At 72.7% G+C, this 24,968-nt stretch carries 24 protein-coding genes and 2 tRNA genes; 16 read left to right on the top strand and 10 right to left on the bottom strand.

All coding sequences use genetic code 11. The annotated features are described in order from the left end of the window. Positions 1-56 precede the first annotated feature (56 nt). Both AB0424_RS20485 and AB0424_RS20490 read right to left on the bottom strand, forming a co-directional pair. On the bottom strand, positions 57-581 hold the full coding sequence (locus tag AB0424_RS20485; RefSeq protein ID WP_366307376.1) for an NUDIX hydrolase: 525 nt from the start codon (positions 579-581) through the stop codon (positions 57-59). Further along, entirely contained in the window at positions 578-2,014 is a 1,437-nt protein-coding gene (locus AB0424_RS20490; RefSeq protein ID WP_366307378.1) for a zinc-dependent metalloprotease, read from the bottom strand. The genes AB0424_RS20485 and AB0424_RS20490 overlap by 4 nt, the downstream gene beginning before the upstream one ends. A gap of 212 nt (positions 2,015-2,226) precedes the next feature. Here AB0424_RS20490 and AB0424_RS20495 point away from each other — a divergent pair, with 212 nt between their 5' ends. From AB0424_RS20495 to AB0424_RS20510, 4 genes are all read left to right on the top strand, one after another. Continuing rightward, complete coding sequence (locus AB0424_RS20495; protein WP_366307380.1) at positions 2,227-3,336, top strand: SDR family oxidoreductase; 1,110 nt, start codon at positions 2,227-2,229, stop codon at positions 3,334-3,336. 78 nt (positions 3,337-3,414) lie between these two features. Beyond that, a complete protein-coding gene (locus tag AB0424_RS20500) occupies positions 3,415-3,876 on the top strand; it encodes a molybdenum cofactor biosynthesis protein MoaE (protein WP_366307382.1) in 462 nt (153 codons plus the stop codon). A 301-nt stretch (positions 3,877-4,177) separates the two neighbouring features. Continuing rightward, positions 4,178-4,312, top strand: a complete 135-nt coding sequence (locus AB0424_RS20505) for a hypothetical protein (RefSeq protein WP_366307747.1) — start codon at positions 4,178-4,180, stop codon at positions 4,310-4,312. 66 nt (positions 4,313-4,378) lie between these two features. Continuing rightward, complete coding sequence (locus tag AB0424_RS20510) at positions 4,379-5,467, top strand: PDZ domain-containing protein (RefSeq protein WP_366307384.1); 1,089 nt, start codon at positions 4,379-4,381, stop codon at positions 5,465-5,467. A gap of 68 nt (positions 5,468-5,535) precedes the next feature. On the opposite strand, the gene AB0424_RS20515 is transcribed toward AB0424_RS20510, so the two are convergent. Next, entirely contained in the window at positions 5,536-6,087 is a 552-nt protein-coding gene (locus tag AB0424_RS20515; RefSeq protein ID WP_366307386.1) for a PPA1309 family protein, read from the bottom strand. A 135-nt stretch (positions 6,088-6,222) separates the two neighbouring features. Between AB0424_RS20515 and AB0424_RS20520 the strand changes: the two genes are divergently transcribed. The 4 genes from AB0424_RS20520 to AB0424_RS20535 all read left to right on the top strand — a co-directional run bounded on the left by AB0424_RS20520 (position 6,223) and on the right by AB0424_RS20535 (position 11,561). Beyond that, a complete protein-coding gene (locus AB0424_RS20520; protein ID WP_366307727.1) occupies positions 6,223-9,126 on the top strand; it encodes a UPF0182 family protein in 2,904 nt (967 codons plus the stop codon). 44 nt (positions 9,127-9,170) lie between these two features. After that, positions 9,171-9,244, top strand: a tRNA-Met gene (locus AB0424_RS20525). Positions 9,245-9,449: 205 nt separating this feature from the next. Further along, entirely contained in the window at positions 9,450-11,414 is a 1,965-nt protein-coding gene (locus tag AB0424_RS20530; RefSeq protein WP_366307388.1) for a tetratricopeptide repeat protein, read from the top strand. 73 nt (positions 11,415-11,487) lie between these two features. After that, positions 11,488-11,561: transfer RNA gene (locus AB0424_RS20535), tRNA-Met, on the top strand. A 131-nt stretch (positions 11,562-11,692) separates the two neighbouring features. Here the strand turns inward: AB0424_RS20535 and AB0424_RS20540 are convergent. Further along, positions 11,693-12,112 (bottom strand): Fur family transcriptional regulator, encoded by a 420-nt coding sequence (locus AB0424_RS20540; protein ID WP_366307390.1) that lies wholly within the window; start codon positions 12,110-12,112, stop codon positions 11,693-11,695. 155 nt (positions 12,113-12,267) lie between these two features. On the opposite strand from AB0424_RS20540, the gene AB0424_RS20545 reads away from it, so the two are divergent. Continuing rightward, positions 12,268-13,737 carry a catalase gene (locus tag AB0424_RS20545; protein ID WP_366307392.1) on the top strand — a complete coding sequence of 490 codons (1,470 nt, stop codon included), beginning with the start codon at positions 12,268-12,270 and terminating at the stop codon, positions 13,735-13,737. A gap of 63 nt (positions 13,738-13,800) precedes the next feature. Here AB0424_RS20545 and AB0424_RS20550 read toward each other — a convergent pair whose 3' ends face one another. Further along, complete coding sequence (locus tag AB0424_RS20550; protein WP_366307394.1) at positions 13,801-14,190, bottom strand: CBS domain-containing protein; 390 nt, start codon at positions 14,188-14,190, stop codon at positions 13,801-13,803. A 179-nt stretch (positions 14,191-14,369) separates the two neighbouring features. Then, the gene (hisN, locus tag AB0424_RS20555; protein ID WP_366307396.1) at positions 14,370-15,179 is read right to left on the bottom strand and encodes a histidinol-phosphatase; all 810 of its coding nucleotides are present in this window, start codon (positions 15,177-15,179) and stop codon (positions 14,370-14,372) included. 151 nt (positions 15,180-15,330) lie between these two features. Between hisN and AB0424_RS20560 the strand changes: the two genes are divergently transcribed. Further along, positions 15,331-15,966 (top strand): TetR/AcrR family transcriptional regulator, encoded by a 636-nt coding sequence (locus AB0424_RS20560; protein ID WP_366307729.1) that lies wholly within the window; start codon positions 15,331-15,333, stop codon positions 15,964-15,966. On the opposite strand, the gene AB0424_RS20565 is transcribed toward AB0424_RS20560, so the two are convergent. The 4 genes from AB0424_RS20565 to AB0424_RS20580 all read right to left on the bottom strand — a co-directional run bounded on the left by AB0424_RS20565 (position 15,858) and on the right by AB0424_RS20580 (position 19,330). After that, positions 15,858-16,181 carry a multidrug efflux SMR transporter gene (locus AB0424_RS20565; RefSeq protein WP_366307398.1) on the bottom strand — a complete coding sequence of 108 codons (324 nt, stop codon included), beginning with the start codon at positions 16,179-16,181 and terminating at the stop codon, positions 15,858-15,860. The genes AB0424_RS20560 and AB0424_RS20565 overlap by 109 nt on opposite strands. 93 nt (positions 16,182-16,274) lie before the next feature. Next, a complete protein-coding gene (gene rsgA, locus AB0424_RS20570) occupies positions 16,275-17,288 on the bottom strand; it encodes a ribosome small subunit-dependent GTPase A (protein ID WP_366307400.1) in 1,014 nt (337 codons plus the stop codon). A gap of 3 nt (positions 17,289-17,291) precedes the next feature. Next, positions 17,292-18,623, bottom strand: a complete 1,332-nt coding sequence (gene aroA, locus AB0424_RS20575) for a 3-phosphoshikimate 1-carboxyvinyltransferase (protein ID WP_366307402.1) — start codon at positions 18,621-18,623, stop codon at positions 17,292-17,294. A gap of 20 nt (positions 18,624-18,643) precedes the next feature. Beyond that, on the bottom strand, positions 18,644-19,330 hold the full coding sequence (locus tag AB0424_RS20580; protein WP_366307404.1) for a M50 family metallopeptidase: 687 nt from the start codon (positions 19,328-19,330) through the stop codon (positions 18,644-18,646). Positions 19,331-19,380: 50 nt separating this feature from the next. Between AB0424_RS20580 and AB0424_RS20585 the strand changes: the two genes are divergently transcribed. From AB0424_RS20585 to AB0424_RS20610, 6 genes are all read left to right on the top strand, one after another. Then, positions 19,381-20,196, top strand: coding sequence for an SOS response-associated peptidase (locus AB0424_RS20585; RefSeq protein ID WP_366307730.1), 816 nt, complete (start codon positions 19,381-19,383; stop codon positions 20,194-20,196). Positions 20,197-20,245: 49 nt separating this feature from the next. Beyond that, positions 20,246-20,890 (top strand): alpha/beta family hydrolase, encoded by a 645-nt coding sequence (locus AB0424_RS20590; RefSeq protein WP_366307406.1) that lies wholly within the window; start codon positions 20,246-20,248, stop codon positions 20,888-20,890. Positions 20,891-21,141: 251 nt separating this feature from the next. After that, positions 21,142-21,798 carry a sigma-70 family RNA polymerase sigma factor gene (locus AB0424_RS20595; protein ID WP_352186978.1) on the top strand — a complete coding sequence of 219 codons (657 nt, stop codon included), beginning with the start codon at positions 21,142-21,144 and terminating at the stop codon, positions 21,796-21,798. Beyond that, the gene (gene rsrA, locus AB0424_RS20600) at positions 21,795-22,112 is read left to right on the top strand and encodes a mycothiol system anti-sigma-R factor (protein ID WP_366307408.1); all 318 of its coding nucleotides are present in this window, start codon (positions 21,795-21,797) and stop codon (positions 22,110-22,112) included. The genes AB0424_RS20595 and rsrA overlap by 4 nt, the downstream gene beginning before the upstream one ends. 145 nt (positions 22,113-22,257) lie before the next feature. Continuing rightward, positions 22,258-23,634: an HD-GYP domain-containing protein gene (locus AB0424_RS20605; RefSeq protein ID WP_366307732.1), complete on the top strand. Its 1,377-nt coding sequence runs from the start codon at positions 22,258-22,260 to the stop codon at positions 23,632-23,634. Then, positions 23,631-24,914, top strand: a complete 1,284-nt coding sequence (locus AB0424_RS20610; RefSeq protein WP_366307410.1) for an HD domain-containing protein — start codon at positions 23,631-23,633, stop codon at positions 24,912-24,914. Before AB0424_RS20605 ends, AB0424_RS20610 begins: the two co-directional genes overlap by 4 nt. The last annotated feature ends 54 nt before the right edge of the window (positions 24,915-24,968 follow it).

Below are 24,968 nucleotides of genomic sequence, written 5' to 3' on the forward strand. Positions count from 1 at the left end.
GAGCACGGGGAAGGGGGCGGTCGCCGCGGCGACCGCCCCCTTCCCCGTCTCCCGCTCTACGGGAGGCGGGCCAGCGCGGCCTCCAGGAGGCGCACCACCGACGTGTCCGCCACGCCCGCCACCTCCTCGTACGCGAACCAGCGCAGGTCCAGCGACTCCTCGCTGATCTCCGCCACCGCGCCGGCCGGCGCCAGCGCCGCGTACTGCACGTCCAGGTGCCAGTGGCAGGGCGCCGGAATCGGATGCCGGTCGAGCCGCACCGGGCCGCCCGGCAGCAGCGTCAGGCCCGCGATCCCGGACTCCTCCGTCGCCTCGCGCAGCGCGGCGGCCTCCACCGTCGGATCACCGGCCTCGCAGTGGCCGCCCATCTGCAGCCACATGCCCAGCTTCCTGTGCAGGGTCAGGAGCACCCGGCCCCGCGACGGGTCGACCACCAGCGCGCTGCTGGTGAGGTGACCGGCCCCGCACGGCTTGTACATGCCGTCGGGATGGGCCGCGAGGTGGTCCAGGTAGACCCGCCGGAGCTCTTCCTGGTCCCCGTACTCCTTCAGTACGAGGACCGCGTCGTCGTGCAGGGTCACTGGGCGCCGTCGTCCTTGCCCTCGTCGTCGGAGCGGCCCTCCGCCGCCTCGCCGAGCATCTTGTCGAGCTCGGAGAAGTCGAGGTGCTCGCGGTGGACGAAACCGTCCGGGTCGTCGAGGTCGGTCGCCGTCGGCAGCATGTCCGGGTGCTCCCACAGACCGTCCCGGCCGTCGACCCCGCGCGCGTCGGTCAGCGAGGCCCACAGGCGCGCCGCGTCCCGCAGGCGCCGCGGCCGCAGCTCCAGACCGATCAGCGTCGCGAAGGTCTGCTCGGCGGGACCGCCCGAGGCACGGCGCCGGCGCAGCGTCTCCCGCAGCGCGTCCGCCGAGGTCAGACGGGACTTGGCGGCCTCGTGGACCACCGCGTCCACCCAGCCCTCGACCAGCGCGAGCGCGGTCTCCAGACGGGCCAGAGCCGCCTTCTGCTCCGGAGTGTCCTCCGGCTGGAACATGCCCTGCTGGAGGGCCTCCTGCAGCTGCTCCGGGTGGGTCGGGTCGAGCTGGCCGACCGCCTCCTCCAGCTTCGAGGTGTCGACCTTGATCCCGCGCGCGTACCCCTCGACCGCGCCGAACAGGTGCGCCCGCAGCCACGGCACGTGCGCGAAGAGACGCTGGTGGGCGGCCTCGCGCAGGGCCAGGTACAGCCGCACCTCGTCCGAGGGCACGCCCAGGTCCTTGCCGAACGCCTCGATGTTCAGCGGCAGCAGCGCCGCGCGCCCCGCCGGGCCGAGCGGCAGACCGACGTCGGTCGAACCGACGACCTCGCCGGCGAGCGCGCCGACGGCCTGCCCGATCTGCTGGCCGAACATGGCGCCGCCCATCGAGCGCATCATGCCGATGAGCGGGCCCGCCATGGCCTGCATCTCCTGCGGCAGGACGTCGCCCATCGCCGAGCCGACCCGCTCGGCGACCGGGTCCACCAGCTGCTGCCACGCGGGCAGCGTCGCCTCGACCCACTCGGCGCGGCTCCACGCCACCGCCGTGTTCGCGCCCGAGGGGAGCGACGTGACCTGGTCGAGCCAGAGGTCGGCGAGGCGCACGGCCTCCTCGACCGCGGACTTCTCCGCGGGGCCCACGCTGGCGTCCTTGGTGCCGTCGGCCGTGCCCTGCGCGACCACCTGGCGCGCGATCTGCTTGGCCATGTCCCAGTTCACGGGACCGCCCTCGTAGCTCAGCATCTGCCCGAGCTGCTGGAAGGCCGCCCCCAGGTCGTTGGGGTTCAGCGAGCCGAACATCGCGGCGAACGGGTTGTCCGCCCCGCCCGGCCCGCCCATGCCCGGCAGTCCGCCGAAGCCGAACGGGTTCGCCCCGAACGGGTTGCCGCCCTGGCCACCGGACCCCTGGCCACCTCCGGCGGGGTCCTTCTTCTTGCCCTCGTCGCCGTTCTCCGGCTCCTCCGGCGGAAGGCCGAATCCGAATGGGGTGTCACTCACAGGTTTCCTCGGCTCGTAGGGCCGCCGGCCTCCTGCCGACGGCGACTGCCCGACCAGGTCTGTCAGACAGACCCGCACACCACCAGCGTAGACATCCGGGCCGGAAATGGGCTCGGTGCTCCGCCGGGCCGTGCCCTGCGGCAGGATGGACGCCACCTGGTCCGTACGCGTCATGCGGCGTACGTACTGAAGACAACCGCTGGAGACGCCCGGTGAGTTCCCCAGATCCTCAGGTTCGCGGAGCGCGAAACCCCTCAACCCGGTCCGCCGCGCGCGGACCCGTCGTCGCGGTCACCGGCGCCGCGTCCGGCGTCGGAGACCTGCTGACCAGGCGTCTCGCCGCGTCCGACGAGGTCAAGCTCATCGTCGCGATCGACGAGCGCCGGGGCGAGGTCGCCGAGGCGCAGTGGCACATCCTCGACGTGCGCGATCCGGCCATCGCGGAGAAGCTGCGCGGCGCGGACGTCGTCGTGCACCTCGCTGTCGATCTCGACCTGGAGACCGACCCCGCCGCCCGAACGGCCTACAACGTGCGCGGCACGCAGACCGTGCTGACCGCGGCCGCCGCCGCCGGGGTCCGCCGGGTGGTGCTGTGCACCTCCGCGATGGTCTACGGCGCGCTGCCCGACAACGACATCCCGCTCTCCGAGGACGCCGAGCTCAAGGCCACCGCCGAGGCCACCGGCGTCGGCGACATGCTGGAGATCGAGCGGCTCGGCCGCCGCGCGCCCCGCGCCCACCCCGGACTCAACGTCACCGTCGTCCGCCCGGCCGTCCTCGTCGGCGGTACGGACACGGCGCTGACCCGCTACTTCGAGTCGCCCCGGCTGCTCGTCGTCGCCGGATCCCGGCCGACCTGGCAGTTCTGTCACGTCGAGGACCTGGTGAGCGCCCTGGAGTACGCGGCCCTGGAGAAGGTCGAGGGCGAGTTCGCCGTCGGCTGCGACGGCTGGCTGGAACAGGAGGAGGTCGAGGAGCTCTCCGGCATCCGGCGCATGGAGCTCCCCTCCGCCGTCGCCCTCGGCGCCGCGGCCCGCCTCCACCGGATCGGCCTCACGCCGTCCCCGGCGGGGGACCTCGCCTACACGATGCACCCCTGGGTGGTGAGCGTCGGACGGCTGCACGACGCCGGCTGGCGGCCGAAGTGGACCAACGAGGAGGTCCTCACCGCGCTCCTGGAGGAGGCCGCGGGCCGGCACACCGTCGCCGGCCGCCGGCTGGGCCGCAAGGACGCGACGGCCGCGGGCGCGGCGGGTGCGACGGTGGCCCTGCTCGGCACCGCGGCGCTCGTCCGCCAGATGCGGAAGCGACGCGGCTTGTAGGACCCTCCTACGGGGGCTCCCGTCCACAGGTCGAAAGGTCTCTTACCGGATGTCCGCGCCGTGCGGCACCATGGCCTCATGGCGCAGACGCACGACCACCCCGGTGAGCAGGCAGCGGACGACCCGATCAAGCTGCTCGCGATCCGTGACACCCCGCTCTCCGTCGACGAGGTCTTCCGGGCCGTCGGCGACGACGCCTCCGGCGGCACCACGCTCTTCGTCGGCACCGTGCGCAACCACGACGGCGGCGCGGACGTCGACGCCCTGGGCTACTCCTGCCACCCCACCGCCGAGGCCGAGATGCGCCGCGTCGCCGAGAAGGTCGTCGCGAACTACCCGGTGCGGGCCCTGGCCGCCGTCCACCGCGTGGGCGACCTGCGCGTCGGCGACATCGCGGTCGTCGTCGCCGTCTCCTGCCCCCACCGCGGCGAAGCCTTCGAGGCGTCCCGCAAGCTGATCGACGACCTCAAGCACGAGGTCCCCATCTGGAAGCACCAGACCTTCTCGGACGGCACCGAGGAGTGGGTGGGCGCCTGCTGAGCGCCCACCCGGAGACTGGGGGTCCCCCCGGCCGGAGGCTGGGGGAGGGTCGGCGCGCCTGCTGAGCGCTCGCCCGGCAGGGCAAGGCGACGCGCCGACGGGGCGTAGCCGAACGCCCGATTTGCGTAACCGCCCCCCAGGCGCGAGCGTTGATCCCACAGATGACACAGTCTGCTGATCAACTCACTGGGGATGGGAGGTCGGGATGGCAGCGCTGGCCTGGTTGCTGATTCCGCTTTTCGCAGTCGTCGGCGCGGCGATATGGGGAAGCTGGGCTTCGAGGAACAAGACGATAGGTGACGTGGCCGAACTCGCCGGCTACGCACGGTTCCGGGACGCGATGGAACGCGTCCACCCCACGACCGCCGATTCCGCTCTCGTCGAGCGGGAGCACGCCGCCGCCACCGGCGGTGTCACCACCTCGCCGACCAGCTGACGTCCGGCGCCCCGTACGGACCCGCCCCGGGGGTGCACCCACAGGCGAGTCCCGTACTGTCGTTCCATGCCACGCCGCACCGCGACGATGCTCGCCTCCACCCTGGTCCTGATCTGCCTGCTCATCGCGGGCGTCCTGATCCCGGTGCCGTACGCGGAGATGAGCCCGGGCCCCACGGTCAACACCCTCGGCGAGGCCAGGGGAGAGCCCGTCCTCCACATCTCGGGGCGCAAGACCTACCCGACCGACGGTCACCTCAACATGACGACGGTCCGGGTGACCAGCGCGGACTACAAGATGAACGCCGTCGAGGCGGTCTACGGCTGGCTCGCCCACGACAACGTGGTGGTGCCGCACGACACCCTCTACCCGGACGGCAAGACCGAGGAGGAGTCGAGCCAGGAGAACGCCGAGGAGTTCAGCCAGTCCCAGGAGAGCGCCAAGGTCGCCGCCCTCGGGGAACTGGGCATCCCGGTGGTCTCCCGCGTCGTCGTCGGCAGCGTCGTGAAGGGGTCCCCGTCCGAGGGCAGGCTGCACGCCGGTGACGTGATCAAGGCCGTCGACGGCGTGCCGATCAAGGAGCAGGCCGACGTCGCCAAGCAGGTGACCAAGCGCAAGCCGGGCCAGGACGTCACGTTCACGATCGTCCCCGCCAAGGAGGCCGCCGCCGCGGAGAAGGCGCGCCGCGAGCCCACCGCCACCCGGAAGGTCGTCATCACGACCACCACCTCGGAGGAGGGGGACCGGGCCGTCGTGGGCATCCAGGCCGGCACCGACCACGTCTTCCCGTTCACGATCGACATCAACCTGGCCGACGTCGGCGGGCCGAGCGCCGGTCTGATGTTCGCCCTCGGCATCGTCGACAAGCTGACCCCGGAGAGCCTCACCGGCGGCCGGTTCATCGCGGGCACCGGAACGATCGACGACGACGGCAAGGTCGGCCCGATCGGCGGCATCGAGATGAAGCTGGTCGGCGCGCGGGACGCGGGCGCCCAGTTCTTCCTCACCCCGGCCGACAACTGCGAGTCGGCCGCGTCGGACACCCCCGACGGCCTGACCCTGGTCAGGGTCGACACCATCGAGGACGCCACGAAGTCGCTGGAGAAGCTCCGCGCGGGCGACACGAAGAGCCTCCCGCGCTGCTCGAAGGGCTGAGGGGCGCGCGCACGCCGAAGGGGCGCCCGGTCCACTCGGACGGGCGCCCCTTCGGCGTGGGTGACGGGTCAGGACTCGAAGGTCGCCGCCAGCGCCTCGGCGAGGCCGGGCACCAGGTCGGGGCCGGTGAGGACCTCGGTCGGGCTGTCCTTCTCGCGCAGCCGGATCGCGGCCTCGCGGCCGCCGGCGCGCAGCACCGCCACGGTCATCCGGACCTCCTGGCGGTCGGGGTGGCCGGCCACCCACTTGGCGAGCTGCTTCTCGGTCAGGCCCTGCGGCACCTGGGCCTCGGCCGACGGGGGCAGCATGAGCCGCTCGACCGTGAGCGCGCAGCCGACGACGGCGGCGGGCCAGGCGATCGTGCCGAGGAACTCGTCGAGCGGCTTCCCGCGCGGCAGCTTGTCCTGCTCGATGGGGGTGTAGGCGGTGGCGTCGTCGCCCAGGCCGAGCTGGGAGGCGAGCCGGGGCTCCTTGGCGCGCAGGCGCGCGGTGTCGACCAGGGCGAAGAGGCGGGCCGGCTGATCCCAGCCGAGACCCGAGGCGTACTCGTCGATCTCGAGCACCGCGCGGGTGAGGGGGCTCGCGGCCATCGCCGGGCCTGAGGGGGAAACGTTGGACATGACCAATATCCTGCCTCGTCTTCCCCGGAAGACGGGAACTAGGTAAAGCCTCAGTAAGTTGCATCAGTGGGCTCTACGATCGCGGGGCCTGCTTTCAGACGCATCAACATCGAGGGGCGCACGTTGGCTTTCCAGATGCCGGACCGCGGCGGGAGCCCGTCCGGGCCAAGGATGAGAGTCGGCCGGCCGTCCCGGCGGGCCCGTACCCTGCTCATGACGCTCGGCGTGCTGGCCGTCCTGGCCATGGCGTTCGTGATGTTCGCCGGGTTCTGGACGGACTGGCTCTGGTACCGCTCGGTCAACTACTCGTCCGTGTTCACGACCACGCTGTGGACCAAGATCGGCCTCTTCGCCGTCTTCGGTCTGCTGATGGGGCTCGCCGTCGGCCTGAACATCTGGCTGGCGTACCGGCTGCGGCCGCCGCTCAGCGCGATGTCGCTGGAGCAGCAGAGCCTTGACCGGTACCGGATGGGCCTCGCCCCCTTCAAGAAGTGGGTGCTGCTCGCGGTCACCGCCCTGGTGGCCCTGATCGCCGGCGCCTCCGCGTCCGGCCAGTGGCGCACCTGGCTGATGTGGATCAACGGGGTGAAGTTCGGCCAGACGGACCCGCAGTTCGGGCTCGACGTGTCGTTCTACGCGTTCGACCTGCCCTGGTACCGCTTCCTGCTCGCCTTCGGCTTCGCCGCCGTCGTGCTGTCGCTGATCGCCGCCGCGCTCACCCACTATCTCTACGGCGGGCTGCGGATCACCAGCCCGGGCGCGCGTGCCACCGGCGCGGCCACCGGCCACCTCTCGGTGCTCCTCGGCCTCTTCGTCGCCCTCAAGGCCGTGGCGTACTGGCTCGACCGCTACGGCCTGGCCGTGAAGTCCAGCGACTTCAAGGCGACCGGCAACTGGACGGGCCTGCGGTACGTCGACGCCAACGCGTACCTGCCGGCGAAGACGATCCTGTTCTGCATCGCCGCGATCTGCGCCGTGCTGTTCTTCGCGACGCTCTGGCGCCGCACCTGGCAGCTGCCGATGATCGGCTTCGGCCTGATGGTCCTCTCCGCGATCCTGATCGGCGGCCTGTACCCGGCCATCGTGCAGAAGTTCCAGGTCCAGCCGAACGAGCAGGCCAAGGAAGCCGAGTACATCCAGAAGAACATCGACGCGACCCGCAAGGCGTACGCGATCGACGAGACCAAGCCCGAGAACTACTCGGGCAAGTCGACGGTCAAGGCCAAGGACCAGCTCCGCAAGGACGCCGACACGGCGGCCAGCTACCGCCTCCTCGACCCGAACATCGTGTCGCCGACGTTCCAGCAGCTGGAGCAGAAGCGGAAGTACTACCAGTTCCCGACGACCCTGGACGTGGACCGCTACCAGGGCAAGGACACCGTCGTCGGTCTCCGTGAGCTCAACATCAAGGGCATCCCGAAGCGGAACTGGATCAACGACCACTTCACGTACACCCACGGCTACGGCGCGATCCTGGCCTCGGGCACCCAGACGGACGCCAACGGCTCCCCGATCTTCACCGAGTCCGGCCTGCCGACGACCGGTTCCCTCGGCACGTACCAGCAGCGGATCTACTACGGCGAGAAGACCGACCAGTACTCGATCGTGGGCGGCCCGCAGAAGGAGCTGGACTACGAGGAGAACGGCGAGAAGACCACCAGCTACAAGGAGAAGAGCGGCGTCAGCCTCTCCAGCACCTTCAACCGCGCCGCGTACGCGGTGGCCTTCAGCGAGCCGCAGATCCTCTACTCGGGCGCCATCGGGGAGGGTTCCCGGATCCTCTACAACCGCACGCCCAAGGAGCGCGTCGAGGCGGTCGCGCCGTGGCTGACCATCGACGGCGACGCCTACCCGGCGGTCGTCGACGGCCGGATCCAGTGGATCATCGACGCCTACACGACGACCAACGGCTACCCGTACGCCTCGCGCACCACGCTCGGCGACACCACGGCCGACTCGCTGACCGTCGGCAACCAGCAGCGTGCCGTCGTCGCCCAGCAGAACCAGGTCAATTACATCCGCAACTCGGTGAAGGCCACCGTCGACGCCTACGACGGCACGGTGACCCTCTACGAGTGGGACACGCAGGACCCGGTCCTCAAGACCTGGATGAAGGCGTTCCCCGACACGGTGAAGCCGAAGTCCGCGATCAAGGGCGACCTGATGGCGCACCTGCGCTACCCGCAGGACATGTTCAAGGTCCAGCGCGAGCTGCTCACCCGCTACCACGTCACCGACCCCGCGCAGTTCTACAGCGGCTCGGACGCCTGGCAGGTGCCGGACGACCCGACCAACAAGGACGGCAACGCGGTCCCGCCGTACTACCTGAGCATGAAGATGCCCGGGGACACGTCCCAGCGCTTCTCGCTGACGACGACGTTCACGCCGAACGGCCGGCCCAACCTGGGCGGCTTCATGGCGGTCGACGCCGACGCCACCAGCAAGGAGTACGGCCGGCTGAGACTGCTGCGGGTCACCGAGGACGTGCCGGGCCCGGCCCAGGTGCAGAGCAAGCTCAACGGTCTGCCCTCCGTGGCCACCTTCGTCCGGGACATGAAGGGCGCCGACTCCGACATCCAGTACGGCAACCTGCTGACCGTGCCGCTCGACGGCGGGTTCCTGTACGTCGAGCCGGTCTACGCCCAGGGACGCAACGCGCTCTACCCGCTCCTGAAGAAGGTCGCGGTGTCGTACGTGGACGCGGACCAGCCGGACGGTGACACGACCAAGGACACCACGGTGTTCGAGGACAACCTCACCAAGGCGCTCAACGCGGTCTTCGGGGTGGAGGCGCCCACCACGCCGACGACCCCGCCGGGCACCACCCAGCCGCCCGGCACGACCCAGCCGCCGGCGACCGGCGACGCCGCGCTCCAGCAGGCCATCGCGGACGCCCAGAAGGCGTACGACGCCGGCGAGGCCGCCCTCCAGAAGGGCGACTGGACCGCGTACGGCAAGGCCCAGGAGGACCTGCAGGCGGCGCTCCAGCGGGCCGCCGAGGCCGGGGCGAAGCCGAAGCCGACCCCGTCGGGCGGCTGACCTGAGGGTTTCCACTCCGCGTCGTGATACTGTTGGTTCACCGACGCGGGGTGGAGCAGCTCGGTAGCTCGCTGGGCTCATAACCCAGAGGTCGCAGGTTCAAATCCTGTCCCCGCTACTCAGAGGACGAGGGCCCGGATCCATAAGGATCCGGGCCCTCGTCGTGTGTCGGCGTTGCATGGGGGCGGCGAAGAGCGGTACGGAAGGGGCGAGTTCGCGTGAGGCGTGTTTGACTTGTCTCTCTGTGGGCATGTCGACAAAACGCTGAGTGACCTCACTGGCTGGGCTATACCAGGTGTGCTCGGGTTGCGGGTGGTGCGACGATGGTATTTATGGGGGACAGGGCAACTCTGTTGGAGACAGGGCGGTTTGTGCAGCGGCACGCCAGAAATGCCGCAGACGAGATCATCGAGGCAGCAGGGGCCGTCGATGCGGTCGTCGACACCACCGCCACGAACGCCACCGGCGACGCCGACGCGGAGAACGAGACCGAGACCGAGGCCCGGCACCGCCGCGCCGCCGAGCGCGGCGACCTCGCCTCGATGAGCGCCCTCGGCGCGCTGCTGCTGCGCCGCGGCGACCTCGACGGCGCCGAGCCCTTCCTGCGCGGCGCCACGGCCGAGGGGGACCGTGCCGCCGCCAACAACCTGGGCGTCCTGCTGCACCAGCGCGGATACGCCGACGAGGCCGCCGGCTGGTGGCGGGTCGCCGCCGTCGCCGGCTCCGCGCCCGCGGCCCACGCGCTCGGCCGCCACCACCGCGAGCGCGGCGACGAGCCGGCCGCCGAGTACTGGCTGCGCCAGGCCGCCGAGCAGGGCCACGCGCTCGGCGCGTACGCCCTGGCCGACCTCCTGGAGCACCGCAGCGACGTCGGGGCCGAGCGCTGGCTGCGCGCCGCCGCGGAGCAGGGCCACCGCGAGGCCGCCTACCGCCTCGCCCTCGCCCTGGAGCGCCGCGCCACCGAGACCGTCCGCGGCCCCCACGAGACCGGCACCCGGCTCCGTGTACCGGCCGCCACGGCCGCCGACGGCGGACCGCCGGTGCCCGCGCCCGGCCTGACCGCCGGCGAGCCCGGGGCAGAGCCGGCCGAGGCCGAGCAGTGGTTCCGCCAGGCCGCCGCGCGCGGTCACCGGCGGGCCGCGCTGCACCTCGGCGCGATCCTGGAGCACCGCGGCGAGCTCAAGGAGGCCGGCCGCTGGTACCTCAGCTCCGCCAAGGAGGGCGAGGCCAAGGCCGCCTGCGCCCTCGGCTTCCTGCTCCGTGACGCCGGCGACGAGGAGAGCGCCGCCGTGTGGTGGCTGCGCGCCGCCCAGGACGGCGACGGCAACGCCGCCAACGCCCTGGGAGCCCTGCACGCGGCCCGAGGCGAGCAGCAGACCGCCGAGCGCTGGTACCGGGCCGCCATGGACGCCGGCGACGTCAACGGCGCCTACAACCTCGGGCTGCTCTGCGCCGCCCAGGACCGCATCCCGCAGGCCGAGCAGTGGTACCGCCGCGCCGCCTACGCGGGCCACCGCGAGGCCGCCAACGCCCTCGCCGTCCTGCTGCTGCAGGCCGGCGACGCCAACGGCGCCGAGCCCTGGTTCTCCAAGGCCGCCGAGGCCGGCAGCGTGGACGCCGCCTTCAACCTGGGCATCCTCCACGCGGGCCGCGACGACGACCGTACGGCCCTGGTCTGGTACGAGCGGGCCGCGGCCGCCGGGCACACCGAGGCGGCGCTCCAGGTGGGCATCGCGGCCCTCAGGGACGGCGACGAGCGGACCGCCGAGCGCCATCTGCGGTGCGCGGCCGGCGGCGGCAGCGCCGAGGCGGCCTTCCGGCTGGCCTCGGTCCTCGACGCGCGCCGCCCCGAGCCCGGCCCCGCCGTCCTCGGCGCGCCCCGCGAGGAGAAGAGCGAGTGCGAGGAGTGGTACGAGCGGGCCGCCCAGCAGGGCCACCGGCGCGCCCAGGTGCGGGTCGGGATGCTCGCCGCCGGGCGCGGCGACCTCGCGGAGGCCGACCGCTGGTACCGGGAGGCGGCGGAGGCGGGCAGCCGCAACGGCGCCTTCAACCTCGGCCTGCTCCTCGCCCGCGAGGGCAGCGAGCGCGAGGCCGCCCTCTGGTGGACCCGCGCCGCCCGGGCCGGCCACGGCCGCGCCGCGCTCCGGCTGGCGCTGCTCGCGGCACGCCGGGGTGAGCTCACCGAGGGCCGCCACTGGTGCGCCCGCGCCGTCGAGCTGGGCCCCGCCGAGGTCGCCGAGCGGGCGGCCCGTCTGAGCGAGGCGCTCCACCAGGAGCTGACCGCGTAGGGCCGCTCCTGGCCCGCTCCGCGTTAACGGATTTGCGTCGGTGACGGGTGAGCCGTAAGGTTGTGTTCGCCGACGCGGGGTGGAGCAGCTCGGTAGCTCGCTGGGCTCATAACCCAGAGGTCGCAGGTTCAAATCCTGTCCCCGCTACTCAGTAGCACGAAGGCCCGGATCCGATTCTCTCGGATCCGGGCCTTCGTCGTTCCCGCCTCGCGGTGCGGCGGGTGTCCGGACACGGCAAAGGCCCCCGCCGACGGCGGGGGCCTTTGCGCGCGCGGGTCTCAGGCGGTGGTGGCGCAGCTCGGGCAGACGCCCCGGTAGGTCACCTCGACGTTGGAGATGGTGAAGCCGAAGCGCTCGGTGTCCGGGAGGTCCGCCAACGGGTCGCCGGCCGGGTGGACGTCGCGGATCGCGCCGCAGCGACCGCAGACCAGGTGCTGGTGCGGCCGGTGGGCGTTGGGGTCGTACCGCTTGGCGCGCCCGTCGGTCGCGACCTCGATGACCTCACCGAGGGTGACCATCTCGCCCAGCGTGTTGTACACGGTCGCGCGCGAGATCTCGGGCAGCCGCGACACCGCGCGGGCGTGGACCTCGTCGGCGGTCAGGTGTACGTGGTCCCCGTCGAGGACCTCGGCCACGACGCGCCGCTGCGCGGTCATCCGCCAGCCGCGTCCGCGGAGTCGTTCCAACAGGTCACTCATGGGGGCCAGCCTAACAGTCGGGGGGCCTGGGCCCCGAACGGGTGTGACTTTGGAAGTTCACTTGACTTAGACATTGTCTATCGTAGGATCGAACCCGGCATTGGCCAAGGGTCAGGGCAGGCTCGACCCGGGGCCGACGGACAGGACTCGCAGTAATGACGCAGGAGGCGCACGTGACGCAGGGACCGCTCACCACGGAGGCCGGAGCGCCGGTCGCCGACAACCAGAACAGCGAGACGGCGGGCGTCGGCGGTCCGGTCCTCGTCCAGGACCAGCTCCTCCTGGAGAAGCTCGCCCACTTCAACCGCGAGCGCATTCCGGAGCGCGTGGTCCACGCGCGCGGTGCGGGCGCCTACGGCACCTTCACGCTCACCCGGGACGTCTCGCAGTGGACGCGCGCCGCGTTCCTCTCCGAGGTCGGCAAGGAGACCGAGACCTTCCTCCGGTTCTCCACCGTCGCGGGCAACCTCGGCGCGGCCGACGCGGTGCGCGACCCGCGAGGCTGGGCGCTGAAGTTCTACACCGAGGAGGGCAACTACGACCTCGTCGGCAACAACACCCCGGTGTTCTTCATCAAGGACGCCATCAAGTTCCCCGACTTCATCCACACCCAGAAGCGCGACCCGTACTCGGGCTCGCAGGAGGCGGACAACGTCTGGGACTTCTGGGGCCTCTCCCCGGAGTCGACCCACCAGGTCACCTGGCTCTTCGGCGACCGCGGCATCCCCGCCTCGTACCGGCACATGAACGGCTACGGCTCGCACACGTTCCAGTGGAACAACGAGGCCGGCGAGGTCTTCTGGGTCAAGTACCACTTCAAGACCGACCAGGGCATCAAGAACCTCACCCAGGACGAGGCCAACCGCCTCGCCGGCGAGGACCCGGACTCGCACCAGCGCGACCTGCGCGAGGCCATCGAGCGCGGCGACTTCCCGACCTGGACCGTGCAGGTCCAGATCATGCCCGCGGCCGACGCGGCGGCGTACCGCTTCAACCCGTTCGACCTCACCAAGGTGTGGCCGCACGAGGACTACCCGCCGATCGAGATCGGCAAGCTGGAGCTCAACCGGAACCCGGAGAACGTCTTCGCCGAGGTCGAGCAGTCGATCTTCTCCCCGGCGCACTTCGTGCCCGGCATCGGCCCGTCCCCGGACAAGATGCTCCAGGGCCGCCTCTTCGCCTACGGCGACGCCCACCGCTACCGCGTCGGCATCAACGCCGACCACCTGCCGGTGAACCGCCCGCACGCCACCGAGGCGCGCACCAACTCCCGTGACGGCCACCTGTACGACGGCCGCCACAAGGGCGCGAAGAACTACGAGCCGAACAGCTTCGGCGGCCCGTTCCAGACGGACCGTCCGCTGTGGCAGCCCGTCCCGGTCACCGGTGTCACCGGCGACCACGCGGCCCCGGTCCACTCCGAGGACGACGACTTCGTGCAGGCGGGCACCCTCTACCGCCTGATGTCCGAGGACGAGAAGGGCCGCCTCGTCGGGAACCTGGCCGGCTTCATCGCCAAGGTCTCGCGCGACGACATCGCCGAGCGGGCGATCGACAACTTCCGCCAGGCGGACGGCGACTTCGGCAAGCGGCTGGAGGCCGCGGTCCAGGCCCTGCGTGGCTGAGACCGCTTGCCGTGGATAGAGGGCGGGCCGGACTTCCGTACGGGAGTCCGGCCCGCTCTCGTGTCAGCCGGTGACGCTGTGCACCGGGATCCAGCAGCGGATGATGTCCCGGACGGAGACCATGCCGACCGGCCCCAGGTCGTCGAGGACCACCAGGTGGCGGAAGCCGCCGCGCGTCATGGCCTCGGCCGCCTCCGCGAGGGTCCAGGAGGGCGCGGCGAAGACGACGTCGCGGGTGGTGTGGGAGCCGGCGGTCTCGAGGTCGGGGTCCTGGTCGCGGGCGAGGGAGTTGAGGACGTCGCGTTCGGTGAGGATCCCGAGCCCGCCGGCGTCGGTGTCGAGGACGACGGCCGCGCCGACGTGGCGTGCCGACATCAGGCGGGCCGCCTGACGGAGGGTGTGGGCGGGGCCGATGGTGAGGACCACGGTGCTCATGGCGTCACGGACGAGCATGGACGGAGCCACCTCCTTGGTGAACCTTCAAGAAGAAGGAATTCACAAGTTCACAAGTGGGGGGACTCTCAGAGTGGCACCGGGGGACAGGGCCGACAAGGGGGCGCGCGAGGCGCTCCCGGGGGGTGCGGCGGGCGGGCCCGCCCCGCGCCGGGCGCCCCGGGAGCGAGGCCGCGGACTCAGTCCTGCGGGCTCTCCTGGTTGAGGTAGCTCAGCAGTTCGCCGTGGAGCAGGCCGTTGGACGCGGCGGCGTTCCCGCTGTGCGGACCGTGGCGGCCGTCCAGGCCGGTGTACGTGCCGCCCGCCTCCTGGACCACGATCGCCACCGCGGCCATGTCCCAGAGCGAGAGCTCCGGCTCCGCGCAGAGGTCCACCGAGCCCTCGGCGACCATCATGTACGGCCAGAAGTCGCCGTACGCGCGGGTCCGCCAGCACGCGCGCGTGAGGTCCAGGAAGCCGTCGAGCCGGCCCTGCTCCTCCCAGCCGCCGATCGAGGAGTACGCGAAGGAGGCGTCCGCCAGGGACGCGACCTTCGACACCCCGAGCCGGGTCGCCGAGGCCAGGCTGCGGCCCGTGTACGCGCCGCTGCCCTTCGCCGCCCACCAGCGCCGGCCGAGCGCGGGGGCCGACACCACGCCCACCACCGGCTGGAAGCCGGTCTCGCCGGCCTCCATCAGCGCGATCAGGGTCGCCCAGACGGGCACCCCGCGCACGTAGTTCTTGGTGCCGTCGATCGGGTCGATCACCCAGCGGCGCGGGCCCGAGCCCTCCACGCCGTACTCCTCGCCGAGGATCGCGTCACGCGGCCTGGCCCGCTGGAGCTGACCGCGGATCAGCTCCTCGGCGGCCTTGTCGGCCTCGCTGACCGGGGTCATGTCCGGCTTGGTCTCGACCTGCAGGTCCAGCGCCTGGAATCGGTCCATGGTGGCCGCGTCGGCGGCATCCGCGAGGACGTGGGCGAGACGCAGATCATCGTGGTAATCGGCCATGGTCGGCACTCTATCCCCGCTGCGTGAACGCGCGGAGAACCGTCCACGAGGGCCGTCCAAGGACGCCTCCGCGACCCGCCGGGAGAGCTCTTGACACGGTGGGGGCGGCTGCCGACGCTGAGCGGAGAACCGTTCCCTCCGGGAGGTGACGATGGCGAACGCCCGCGACGCCCTGCTCGACGCCGCGCTCGCCGCGCTCACGCACCGCCCCTGGTCCGCGATCCGCATGGCCGACCTCGCCGCCTCGGCGCGCGTCTCCCGCCAGACCCTCTACAACGAGTTCGGCAGCAAGGAGGGGCTCGCCCGGGCCCTCGTGCGCCGGGAGGCCGACGCCTACCTCCAGGACGTCCGGCGGCTCCTCGCCGCCCCGGCACCGCCCGAACGGAACGTCGTCGCCGTCGCCGAGTGGATCGTGTCCCGCGCCGCCACCCGCCCGATACTGCGGGCCCTGCTCACCGGCGCCTGGAGCGAACGGCTGCCCGAGCCCCGGCCGGCCCGGCCCGGCGCCCGGCCCGCGCCCGTCCCCGCCCAGCGGCGCGCCGACGCCGGGCCGCCGGCGCCCGGCGAACTCGTGGAGCAGACCGCGGCCTGTGCGGGGGAGCGATGGGCGCCGGTCTGCGAACTCGTCGTACGGCTCGCCCTCAGCCATGTCGTCGCACCGGCGCCGCCGGTGTCCGGTCAGTGCGCCGAGCCGGAGAGCTGGAGTCCGATGACCCCCGCGATCACCAGGCTGATCGAGACGATCTTGAGCGTGGAGACCACGTCACCGAGGAAGACCATGCCGTAGATCGCCGTCCCCGCCGCGCCGATCCCGGTCCACACGGCGTACGCGGGGCCCACGTCCAGCTTGCGCAGCGCGAGGGTGAGGAGACCGAAGCTGCCGAGGGCGAAGGCCGCGAAGGCGATCGTCGGCCACAGCCGCGTGAAGCCGTGCGAGAGCTTGAGGCAGACCGCGAACCCCGTCTCCAGGAGCCCGGCGACCACCACCAGCAGCCACGCCATCGTCAGTGCCTCCCACGCCGTCGGTGACTGCTTCGTCGCACTTGGTGCGATTATGCCCTTACCTGCGGCGGACGGCCGTAAACCCGCGGCGGCTCAGTCGCCCTCGCGTCGCTCCCTGGTCGCCAGCAGACGGCGCAGCGAGTACAGCCGCGCCGGATCGGCGTGCCCCTCCTCCACGTACGCGTCGAGCGCGCAGTCCGGCTCGTCGTGGCTGCACGCGCGCGGACAGTTCTCCGTCCCCGGGACGAGGTCGGGGAAGGCGAGGATCACCCGCGAGGGGTCCACGTGGTGCAGACCGAAGGAGCGCACGCCGGGGGTGTCGATGACCCAGCCGCCCTCCTTGTCGTTCAGCGGCAGCGCCAGCGCCGAGGTGGTGGTGTGCCGGCCGCGGCCGGTCACCGCGTTGACCACACCGGTGGTCCGCCGCCGGTCCGCCGGGACCAGAGCGTTGACCAGCGTCGTCTTGCCGACGCCGGAGTGGCCCACGAAGGCGGTGGTACGGCCCTTGAGGTGCTCGTGGACACGCTCGGCGGCCACCCCGTCGACGAACTCGTCGCGGGTGGTGACCACGTGCGGCACGCCGAGCGCGCCGTACATCTCCAGGAGCGCGTCCGGCGGGGCCAGGTCCGACTTGGTCAGCACGAGCAGCGGGGAGAGGCCGCCGTCGTAGGCGGCGACCAGGCAGCGGTCGATCAGCCGGGGGCGGGGCTCGGGGTCGGCGAGCGCGGTGACGATCGCCAGCTGGTCGGCGTTGGCCACGACCACCCGCTCGAAGGGGTCGTCGTCGTCGGCCGTCCGCCGCAGGACGGAGCTGCGCTCCCCGATCCGCACGATCCGGGCCAGGGTGTCCTTCTCGCCGGAGAGGTCGCCCACGATCGAGACCCGGTCGCCGACGACGGCGGCCTTGCGGCCCAGCTCGCGGGCCTTCATCGCGGTGATGATCCGGTCGTCGACCAGACAGGTCAGCCGGCCCCGGTCGACGGTGAGGACCATGCCCTCGACGGCGTCCTCGTGCTTGGGGCGGATGGTCGTGCGGGGACGGGTGCCCTTGCGGTTGGGCCGCTGGCGGATGTCGTCCTCGTCGGTGTGCTTGCCGTAACGCCGCATGGTTCAGGCCCCGAGCATTTCGGTCCACATCCCCGGGAAGTCCGGCAAGGTCTTCGCCGTCGTCGCCACGTCCTCGATCTCCACGCCCTCGACCGCGAGGCCGATGAGCGCGCCCGCCGTCGCCATGCGGTGGTCGTGGTACGTGTGGAAGACGCCGCCGTGCAGCGGCCGCGGGCGGATGTGGAGACCGTCCTCCGTCTCGGTCACGTCGCCGCCCAGCTCGTTGATCTCCTTGGTGAGCGCCGCCAGGCGGTCCGTCTCGTGGAGCCGCAGATGGGCCACGCCGCGCAGGGTGGAGGGGGAGTCCGCGAGCGCCGCGAGCGCCGCGATGCCGGGGGTCAGCTCGCCGACCTCGCCGAGGTCGACGTCGATGCCGTGGATCCGGCCGGTGCCGGTGAAGGTCAGGCCGGCGTCGGTCAGCTCGCAGGAGCCACCCATCTCGGTGAAGATCTCCCGCAGCGCGTCACCGGGCTGGGTGGTCCGCTCGGGCCAGTCGGGGACGGTCACCCGGCCGCCGGTCACCAGCGCGGCCGCCAGGAACGGCTGGGCGTTGGACAGGTCGGGCTCGACGACCAGGTCCCGGCCGCGCAGCGCGGACGGACCCACCCGCCACACGTCCGGGGCGCCGCCGTGCTCCGGCTCGTCGACCCGGGCGCCGACGGCGCGCAGCATGTCGACGGTCATCCGGATGTGGGGCAGGGAGGGGAGCCGGGTGCCCACGTGCCGCACCTCGACGCCCTGGTTGAAGCGGGGTGCGGACAGCAGCAGGGCGCTGACGAACTGGGAGGACGAGGAGGCGTCGATCTCGACGGTGCCGCCGTCCAGGCCGCCGGCGCCGTGCACGGTCATCGGGAGCGCGCCCCGGCCGTCGTCGTCGATGCGGGCGCCGAGCGCGCGGAGCGCGTCGATCACGCCGTGCAGCGGCCGCTCGTGGGAGCGGGGGTCGCCGTCGAAGCGGACCGGGCCGTCGGCGAGGGCCGCGAGCGGCGGCAGGAAGCGCATGACCGTGCCCGCGTTGCCGACGTCGACGGTCGCGGGGCCGCGGAGCGGGGCCGGGATGATCCGCCATGCCTCGCCGGTGCCGTCGGGGCCGACGCCCTCCTCGATGCGGACGCCGAGGGTACGCAGCGCCTCGGCCATCAGCAGGGTGTCGCGGGAGCGGAGCGGGCGGCGCAGCCAGCCGGGCTCGGAGGCGAGCGCGGCGAGCACCAGGGCCCGGTTGGTGACCGACTTCGATCCGGGCACGGTGACGGTCGCGTCGACGGCGCCGCGGGCGTACGGGGCGGGCCAGAGGTCGGTGGACGGGTCGGTGTGCGCGGAAGCTGCTGCGGTCATGGACTCACTGTACGGGGGTGTCAGAAGCGCACGAGCCAGCGGCAGCCGCCGATCAGACAGCAGATCGCGACGGTGTGGAAGAAGAGGAGCCACACCCCGGCCGGCACGTGGGTGAGCCGCGCGAGCTGGTCGGCGTCCGAGTCGGGGGCCCCGCCGTGACGGCGCTTCGCCTGGAGTTCGAAGGCCGGGCGGACGCCGCCGATCAGCAGGAACCACACCACCGCGTAGGCGAAGGCCGACTGCACGTCGGGGCCGGTCAGCCAGGCGACGAGGAGGAAGGCCGCGCCCGTCAGGACGACGGTGAGGACGCCGTACGCGTTGCGGACCATGACCAGCATCGCCAGCAGCAGGGCCGTCGCGGCCCAGAGCAGCAGGGTGGTGCGGCCGGTGCCGAGCAGGGCGGCGCCGCCGAGGCCGAGCAGGGGGGCCGCGGGGTAGCCGGCGGCCAGGGTGAGGACCACGCCGACGCCGGTCGGCCGGCCCCGGGTCACGGTCAGGCCGCTGGTGTCCGAGTGCAGCCGGATCGCCTCCAGACGGCGGCCGGTGGCGATCGCGACGAGGCCGTGGCCGCCCTCGTGGGCGATGGTGATCGCGTTGCGCGCCGGCAGCCACAGACCGCGGAAGAGCACGAGGGCCAGGGCGCAGGCGGCCGTGGCGCAGACCAGCCACAGGTCGGGAGCGGGCTGGGTTCCGAGGATCTCGGTCATTTCTCGGACGGCTCCTCGGTGGTGTGCGGGATCGTGGCAGTGTGGCACGTATGTGCGGACGGTTTGCAGCGAGTCGGCGGCCCGAGGACCTGGTCGGAGTCTTCGGGATCGAGAAGTGGGAACCGGCGGAGGCCCTGGCCCCGGACTGGAACGTGGCTCCCACCAAGGACGTCTGGGCCGTGCTGGAACGTCCTGTGAAAGACGCCGGATCGCCGCGGCCGGTTCGCCAGCTGCGCGCCCTGAAGTGGGGGCTCGTGCCGTCCTGGGCGAAGTCGCCGGAGGGCGCCGCCCGGATGATCAACGCGCGCGCGGAGACCGTGCACGAGAAGCCCTCCTTCAAGCAGGCGTTCGCCTCGCGCCGGTGCATCCTGCCCGCCGACGGCTACTACGAATGGGTGACCGGCGCACAGGAGCGGGACCTGGAGGTCGAGGGGAAGCGGAAGCGGGCGCGCAAGCAGCCGTACTTCGTGACCCCCGTCGACGGCGCCGTCTTCGCGATGGCCGGGCTCTACGAGTTCTGGCGGGACGCGACGATGCCCGCCGGGCACCCGTCCGCCTGGTGGGTGACCTGCTCGGTGATCACCACCGAGGCCGAGACCGGGCCGCTCGGCGTGGCCCCCGCCGAGGGCCCGCGCTCGCTCGGGGACATCCACCCCCGGATGCCGCTGATGCTGACCCCGGAGCGCTGGGACGCCTGGCTCGATCCGGCGCGCACGGACCCGGAGGAGCTGCACGGGCTGCTCGCCCCGCCGCCGGAGGGACTGATGCGGGCCTATCCCGTGGCCACCGCCGTCAGCAACGTCCGCAACAACGGCCCCGAGCTCCTGACGGAGCTGGACGGCCCCGAGGTCGGCACCCTGTTCTGACCGTCCGGGGTTCCCGCGGTCCGGGTGGGACGGGCGGCAGGATGGGGGCGTGACCAAGGACGTGACACAGTACGAGACCGTCGCCACCGACGCGGGCGAGGCCCGTGTCCACTGGCATCCGGGGAAGCGGCCGTGGGCCGTGCTCGCCCTCGGACACGGCGCCGGCGGCGGCGTCGAGGCCCGCGACCTCCAGGCGCTCGCCGGCGCGCTCCCCGCGCGCGGGGTGACCGTGGCCCTCGTCGAGCAGCCGTGGCGGGTGGCCGGGAAGAAGGTGGCGCCCGCGCCCAGGACCCTCGACACCGGCTGGCGCGGGGTGTGGCCCGCCCTCGTGGAGCCGGGCCTCCCCGTGATCGCGGGCGGCCGCAGCGCCGGGGCCCGGGTCGCCTGCCGGACCGGCCGCGAACTGGGCGCGCACGCCGTCCTCGCGCTGAGCTTCCCGCTGCACCCGCCGGGCAGGCCGGAGCGGTCCCGCGCCGACGAACTGCTCGGCACCGGCCTGCCCACCCTCGTCGTGCAGGGCGGCAACGACCCCTTCGGCCGGCCCGACGAGTACCCCGAAGGACCGTACGGACTCGTGGAGATCCCGCACGGGGACCACGGCTTCGCGCTGCCCAAGCGGGCGCCCCTCGGCCAGGAGGAGGCGCTGGGTCTCCTGGTGGACGCGGTCGCGGAGTGGACCGCCGGACTCCGCTGACATGCCGCCGCCGCGCGGGAATGCCGAGCGGGGGGCCGTGGTTGTTCGGTGCGTCGGTTGAGAGCAAGGAAGAGGGAGTCCGTCGCATGGGTTCGACCATCTGCCCGGAGCGTGCGCAGGCCGCTGACCTCGACTGGACAGTGCTGCCCGCGCCCAAGGCCGCCCCGATTCGGGCGGCGGGCGGAGTGCTTCCTCGTCTATCCTCCGAAACGAGCGGGTCCGCCCCCGGGCTCGCCGCCGCGCTGGAGGAGGTGGGTCCGGTCACTGGGACCGACACAGGGACCGACGACGGCCCCGAGGAGACGACCGCTGAGCGCAACGCGCGCTTCGAGCGGGACGCCCTCGGCTACCTCGACCAGATGTACTCCGCCGCGCTGCGCATGACGCGCAACCCCGCGGACGCGGAGGACCTGGTGCAGGAGACCTACGCCAAGGCGTACGGCTCCTTCCACCAGTTCCGCGAGGGCACCAACCTCAAGGCGTGGCTGTACCGGATTCTCACGAACACCTTCATCAACTCGTACCGCAAGAAGCAGCGTGAGCCCCAGCGCAGCGCCGCCGAGGAGATCGAGGACTGGCAGCTCGCCCGCGCCGAGTCGCACATGTCGACCGGTCTGCGCTCCGCCGAGTCGCAGGCCCTCGACCACCTGCCCGACTCCGACGTGAAGGAAGCGCTGCAGGCGATTCCCGAGGAGTTCCGCATCGCCGTCTATCTCGCCGATGTCGAGGGCTTTGCGTACAAGGAGATCGCGGACATCATGGGGACACCCATCGGTACGGTGATGTCCCGACTGCACCGGGGACGCCGCCAGCTGCGCGGCATGCTCGAGGACTACGCTCGCGACCGCGGGCTGGTACCCGCGGGCGCCGGAGAGTCGTCGAACGATCTGAAAGGCTCGGGCTCATGAGCTGCGGAGAGCCGCACGAGACGGATTGCTCAGAGGTCCTGGATCATCTCTACGAGTTCCTCGACAACGAGATGCCCGACAGTGACTGCACCAAGTTCGAGGTGCACTTCGAGGAGTGCTCCCCCTGCCTGGAGAAGTACGGCCTGGAGCAGGCGGTGAAGAAGCTCGTCAAGCGCTGCTGCGGCAGCGACGACGTCCCCACCGACCTCAGGGCCAAGGTGATGGGCCGGATCGACCTGATCCGCGCCGGGCACACGGTGCCCGAGCAGGAGATCACGGCGAGCGCCCCGGCGACGCCGGCCCCCCAGGAGTAGCACTCCCGCCGAGGAGTGGAGAGCCGTCGCGACACGATCGCGGCGGCTCCGCGCATACATCAGCTTGTATCACCCGATGGTGCGAATAGCTCGTACCGCGCCGTCCCGCGCCCCCCGACTCGCTAGCGTGACAGCCGTGATGGGCGTGAAGGGCATTCCGCGAGCGGCCCGCGTGTACATCGGCTGCGCCCTGGCCGGCGCCGGGGCCTGCGCCCTGCCCGCGCTGCGACCCGGTGCGCCCGTCCCCTGGGTCACCGTCGCCCTCCTCGCGGCCCTCTACGCGCTCTGCGAACTGCCCGCCCGCTGCCCGTTCCTGGGCCGCGCGCTCGGCGGCTCCGTCCCCCTGGGCACCGGCTCCTTCTTCCCCGTCCTGCTCACCGCCGCCCTCCTCCTGCCGCCCGCCGCCGCCGTGCTCACCGCGCTGCCCGGCAGTCTCCTCGCCCGCGTCGAGGAGCCCCCGGCCGGGCCGCGCCGCGTCTGGCGGGCCGCCGCGACGGGACTCGCCGTCTGGGCCGCCGCGGTCACCGCCGGCGCCCTCGGCGGGCCGGCCGCCCTCGGCCGCGGGCCGGACGCCCCCGACCTGCCGTACGCCCTGCTGCCCGCCGGCGCCGCCGCGCTCGCCTTCTGCCTGGTCCTCACCGCACTCGACGGCGGCATCCGGGCCACCGCCGACGGAATCCCGCCGCGGACGGCCTGGCGCGGCCTGCTCGGGCGGGCGCTCGCCCCGCACGCCGTGCACGGCCTGGCCGGACTGATGATGGCCGTGCTCTGGCGCAGCACGTACGGACCGGTCGCGGCGCTGTTCGTCCTGCTCCCCATGTACATCTCCTGCTGGGTCTTCGCCCAGTACCACCGGGAACGCGCCGCCCACCAGGCCACCATCCGCGCCCTCGTGCAGGCCGTCGACATCAAGGACCGCTACACCCGGGGCCACAGCGAACGGGTCGGCCACGCCTCCGTCCTGATCGCCCGTGAGCTCGGCCTGGCCGAGGACCGGCTCGACGTCGTCCGGTTCGCCGGCATCCTGCACGACGTGGGGAAGCTCGGCGTGCCCACCCGGGTGCTCCGCAAGGACGGCCCCCTCACCCCCGAGGAGCGCCGGATCATCGAACTCCACCCCGAGTACGGCCACGAGATGGTCCGCGGCATCGGCTTCCTCGGCGAGGCGCGGGCCGCGATCCTCCACCACCACGAACGCATGGACGGCAGCGGTTACCCGTACGGACTGCACGGCGAGCAGATTCCCGAATTCGCCCGGGTGGTCGCCGTCGCGGACGCCTTCGACGCCATGACCTCCACCCGCTCGTACAGCCGGGCCCGCCCGGTGCCGACCGCCGTCGCCGAACTGGAGCGGTGCGCCGGCACCCACTTCGACCCCCGGATGGTCGCCGCCCTCGTCCGCGCCCTGGACCGGCACGGCTGGCGGCCCGCCGTCACCGCCGACGAGACCGCGACCACCGACCGGGTGCCCACGCCCCGCGGGGCCGACCCCGCGCAGACCCGGTCGAAGGAGCGCGCGTGAGGCCCGGAACCGGCACCGTCGGGGCCGTGCACGGGGCCGCGCTGCTGCTGAGCCTCGCCGGCCTCGGCTCCACCCTCTGGTACGGCGTCGACGAGCCCGGCAACGCGCTCGCCTTCGGCATCCTCGTCCTCCTCGGCGAACTCGCCCGCTGGGGCGCCGAGCCCCGCAGCGGGACCGCCGCCGACGAGCCCCCGGCCAGGGAGCCCGCACCGCTCGCCGCCGCCGGAGCCCTCGCCTACGCCCTCCTCGGCCAGAGCGCGGGCACCGCCACCACCCACGGCGTCCTCCAGATCACCGCCGTCGTCGTCGCCGCCGGCCTCGCCGGGCTCGTCCCCCATCTCGCCCGGGGCCGCCGCGCGGGCCTCGACCACCTCGCCCGCCGCGTCCTCACCGTCGGCTTCGCCGCGCTCTGCTTCCAGCCCCTCTACAACACGGGCGCCGTCGTCCGGTACCTCGGCCACGGCCCCGGCTACGCCGTCTTCCTGCTCCTCCTGCTCGCCCTCACCGCCCTGTGCGACGCCGTCCTCGCCGCCCTCCTGCTCCGTGCCCGCAGCGGATTCCCGTACGGCCCCCTCCTCCGCGACGAACTGCGCGCCCTCCTCGGCATCGGCTCCGCCGTCTGCGCCACCGGCGCCGTCATGGCGCTCGGCGTCGCCGCCGCCGGGTTGTGGGCCCTGCCCGTCCTCGCCGTGCCCCTGCTGCTCACCCAGGTCTCCTTCCGGCGCTACGAGTCGGTCCGGACCGTCAACCGGCAGACCATCGCGTCCCTCGCCCGTGCCACCGAGATCGCCGGCTGCACCCCGCCCGGCCACGCCCGCCGGGTCGCCGCCCTCAGCACCGCCGTCGGGCGCGAGCTGGGCCTGTCCGGGCCCGAGCTGACCGTCCTCGAACACGCTGCGCTGATGCACGACATCGGACAGCTCTCCCTCGTCGACCCGGTCACCGGCGGCGCCACCGCCCTCCTGCCCGCCGAGGAGCAGCGCAGGATCGCCCTCCTGGGCGGCGAGGTCGTCCGCAGGACCGGGGTCCCCGTCTCCGTGGCGGTGATCGTCGAGCGGCAGGCGGACCCCTACCGCGAGCAGCCGGTGCCCGCCCGGATCGTCCGCGCGGTGAACGCCTACGACGACCTCGCGGGCGACGGGGCGGGCGCGGCCCTGGCCGCGCTCGAACGCCTGAGACTGGGCACCGCCCGCGACTATCACCCGGATGTGGTCGAATGCCTGGCCAGGGTCCTCGCACGGGGCGGAGCCACTGGGGTGACCTCCGTCCCCACGGGGTAACCCATGGGTAATGAGCGCGCGTCCGACCGGGCATGGTTGGATGCGAACAAGAGG

It is taken from the genome of Streptomyces sp. NPDC051180, from assembly GCF_040689545.1.
Taxonomy (GTDB): domain Bacteria; phylum Actinomycetota; class Actinomycetes; order Streptomycetales; family Streptomycetaceae; genus Streptomyces.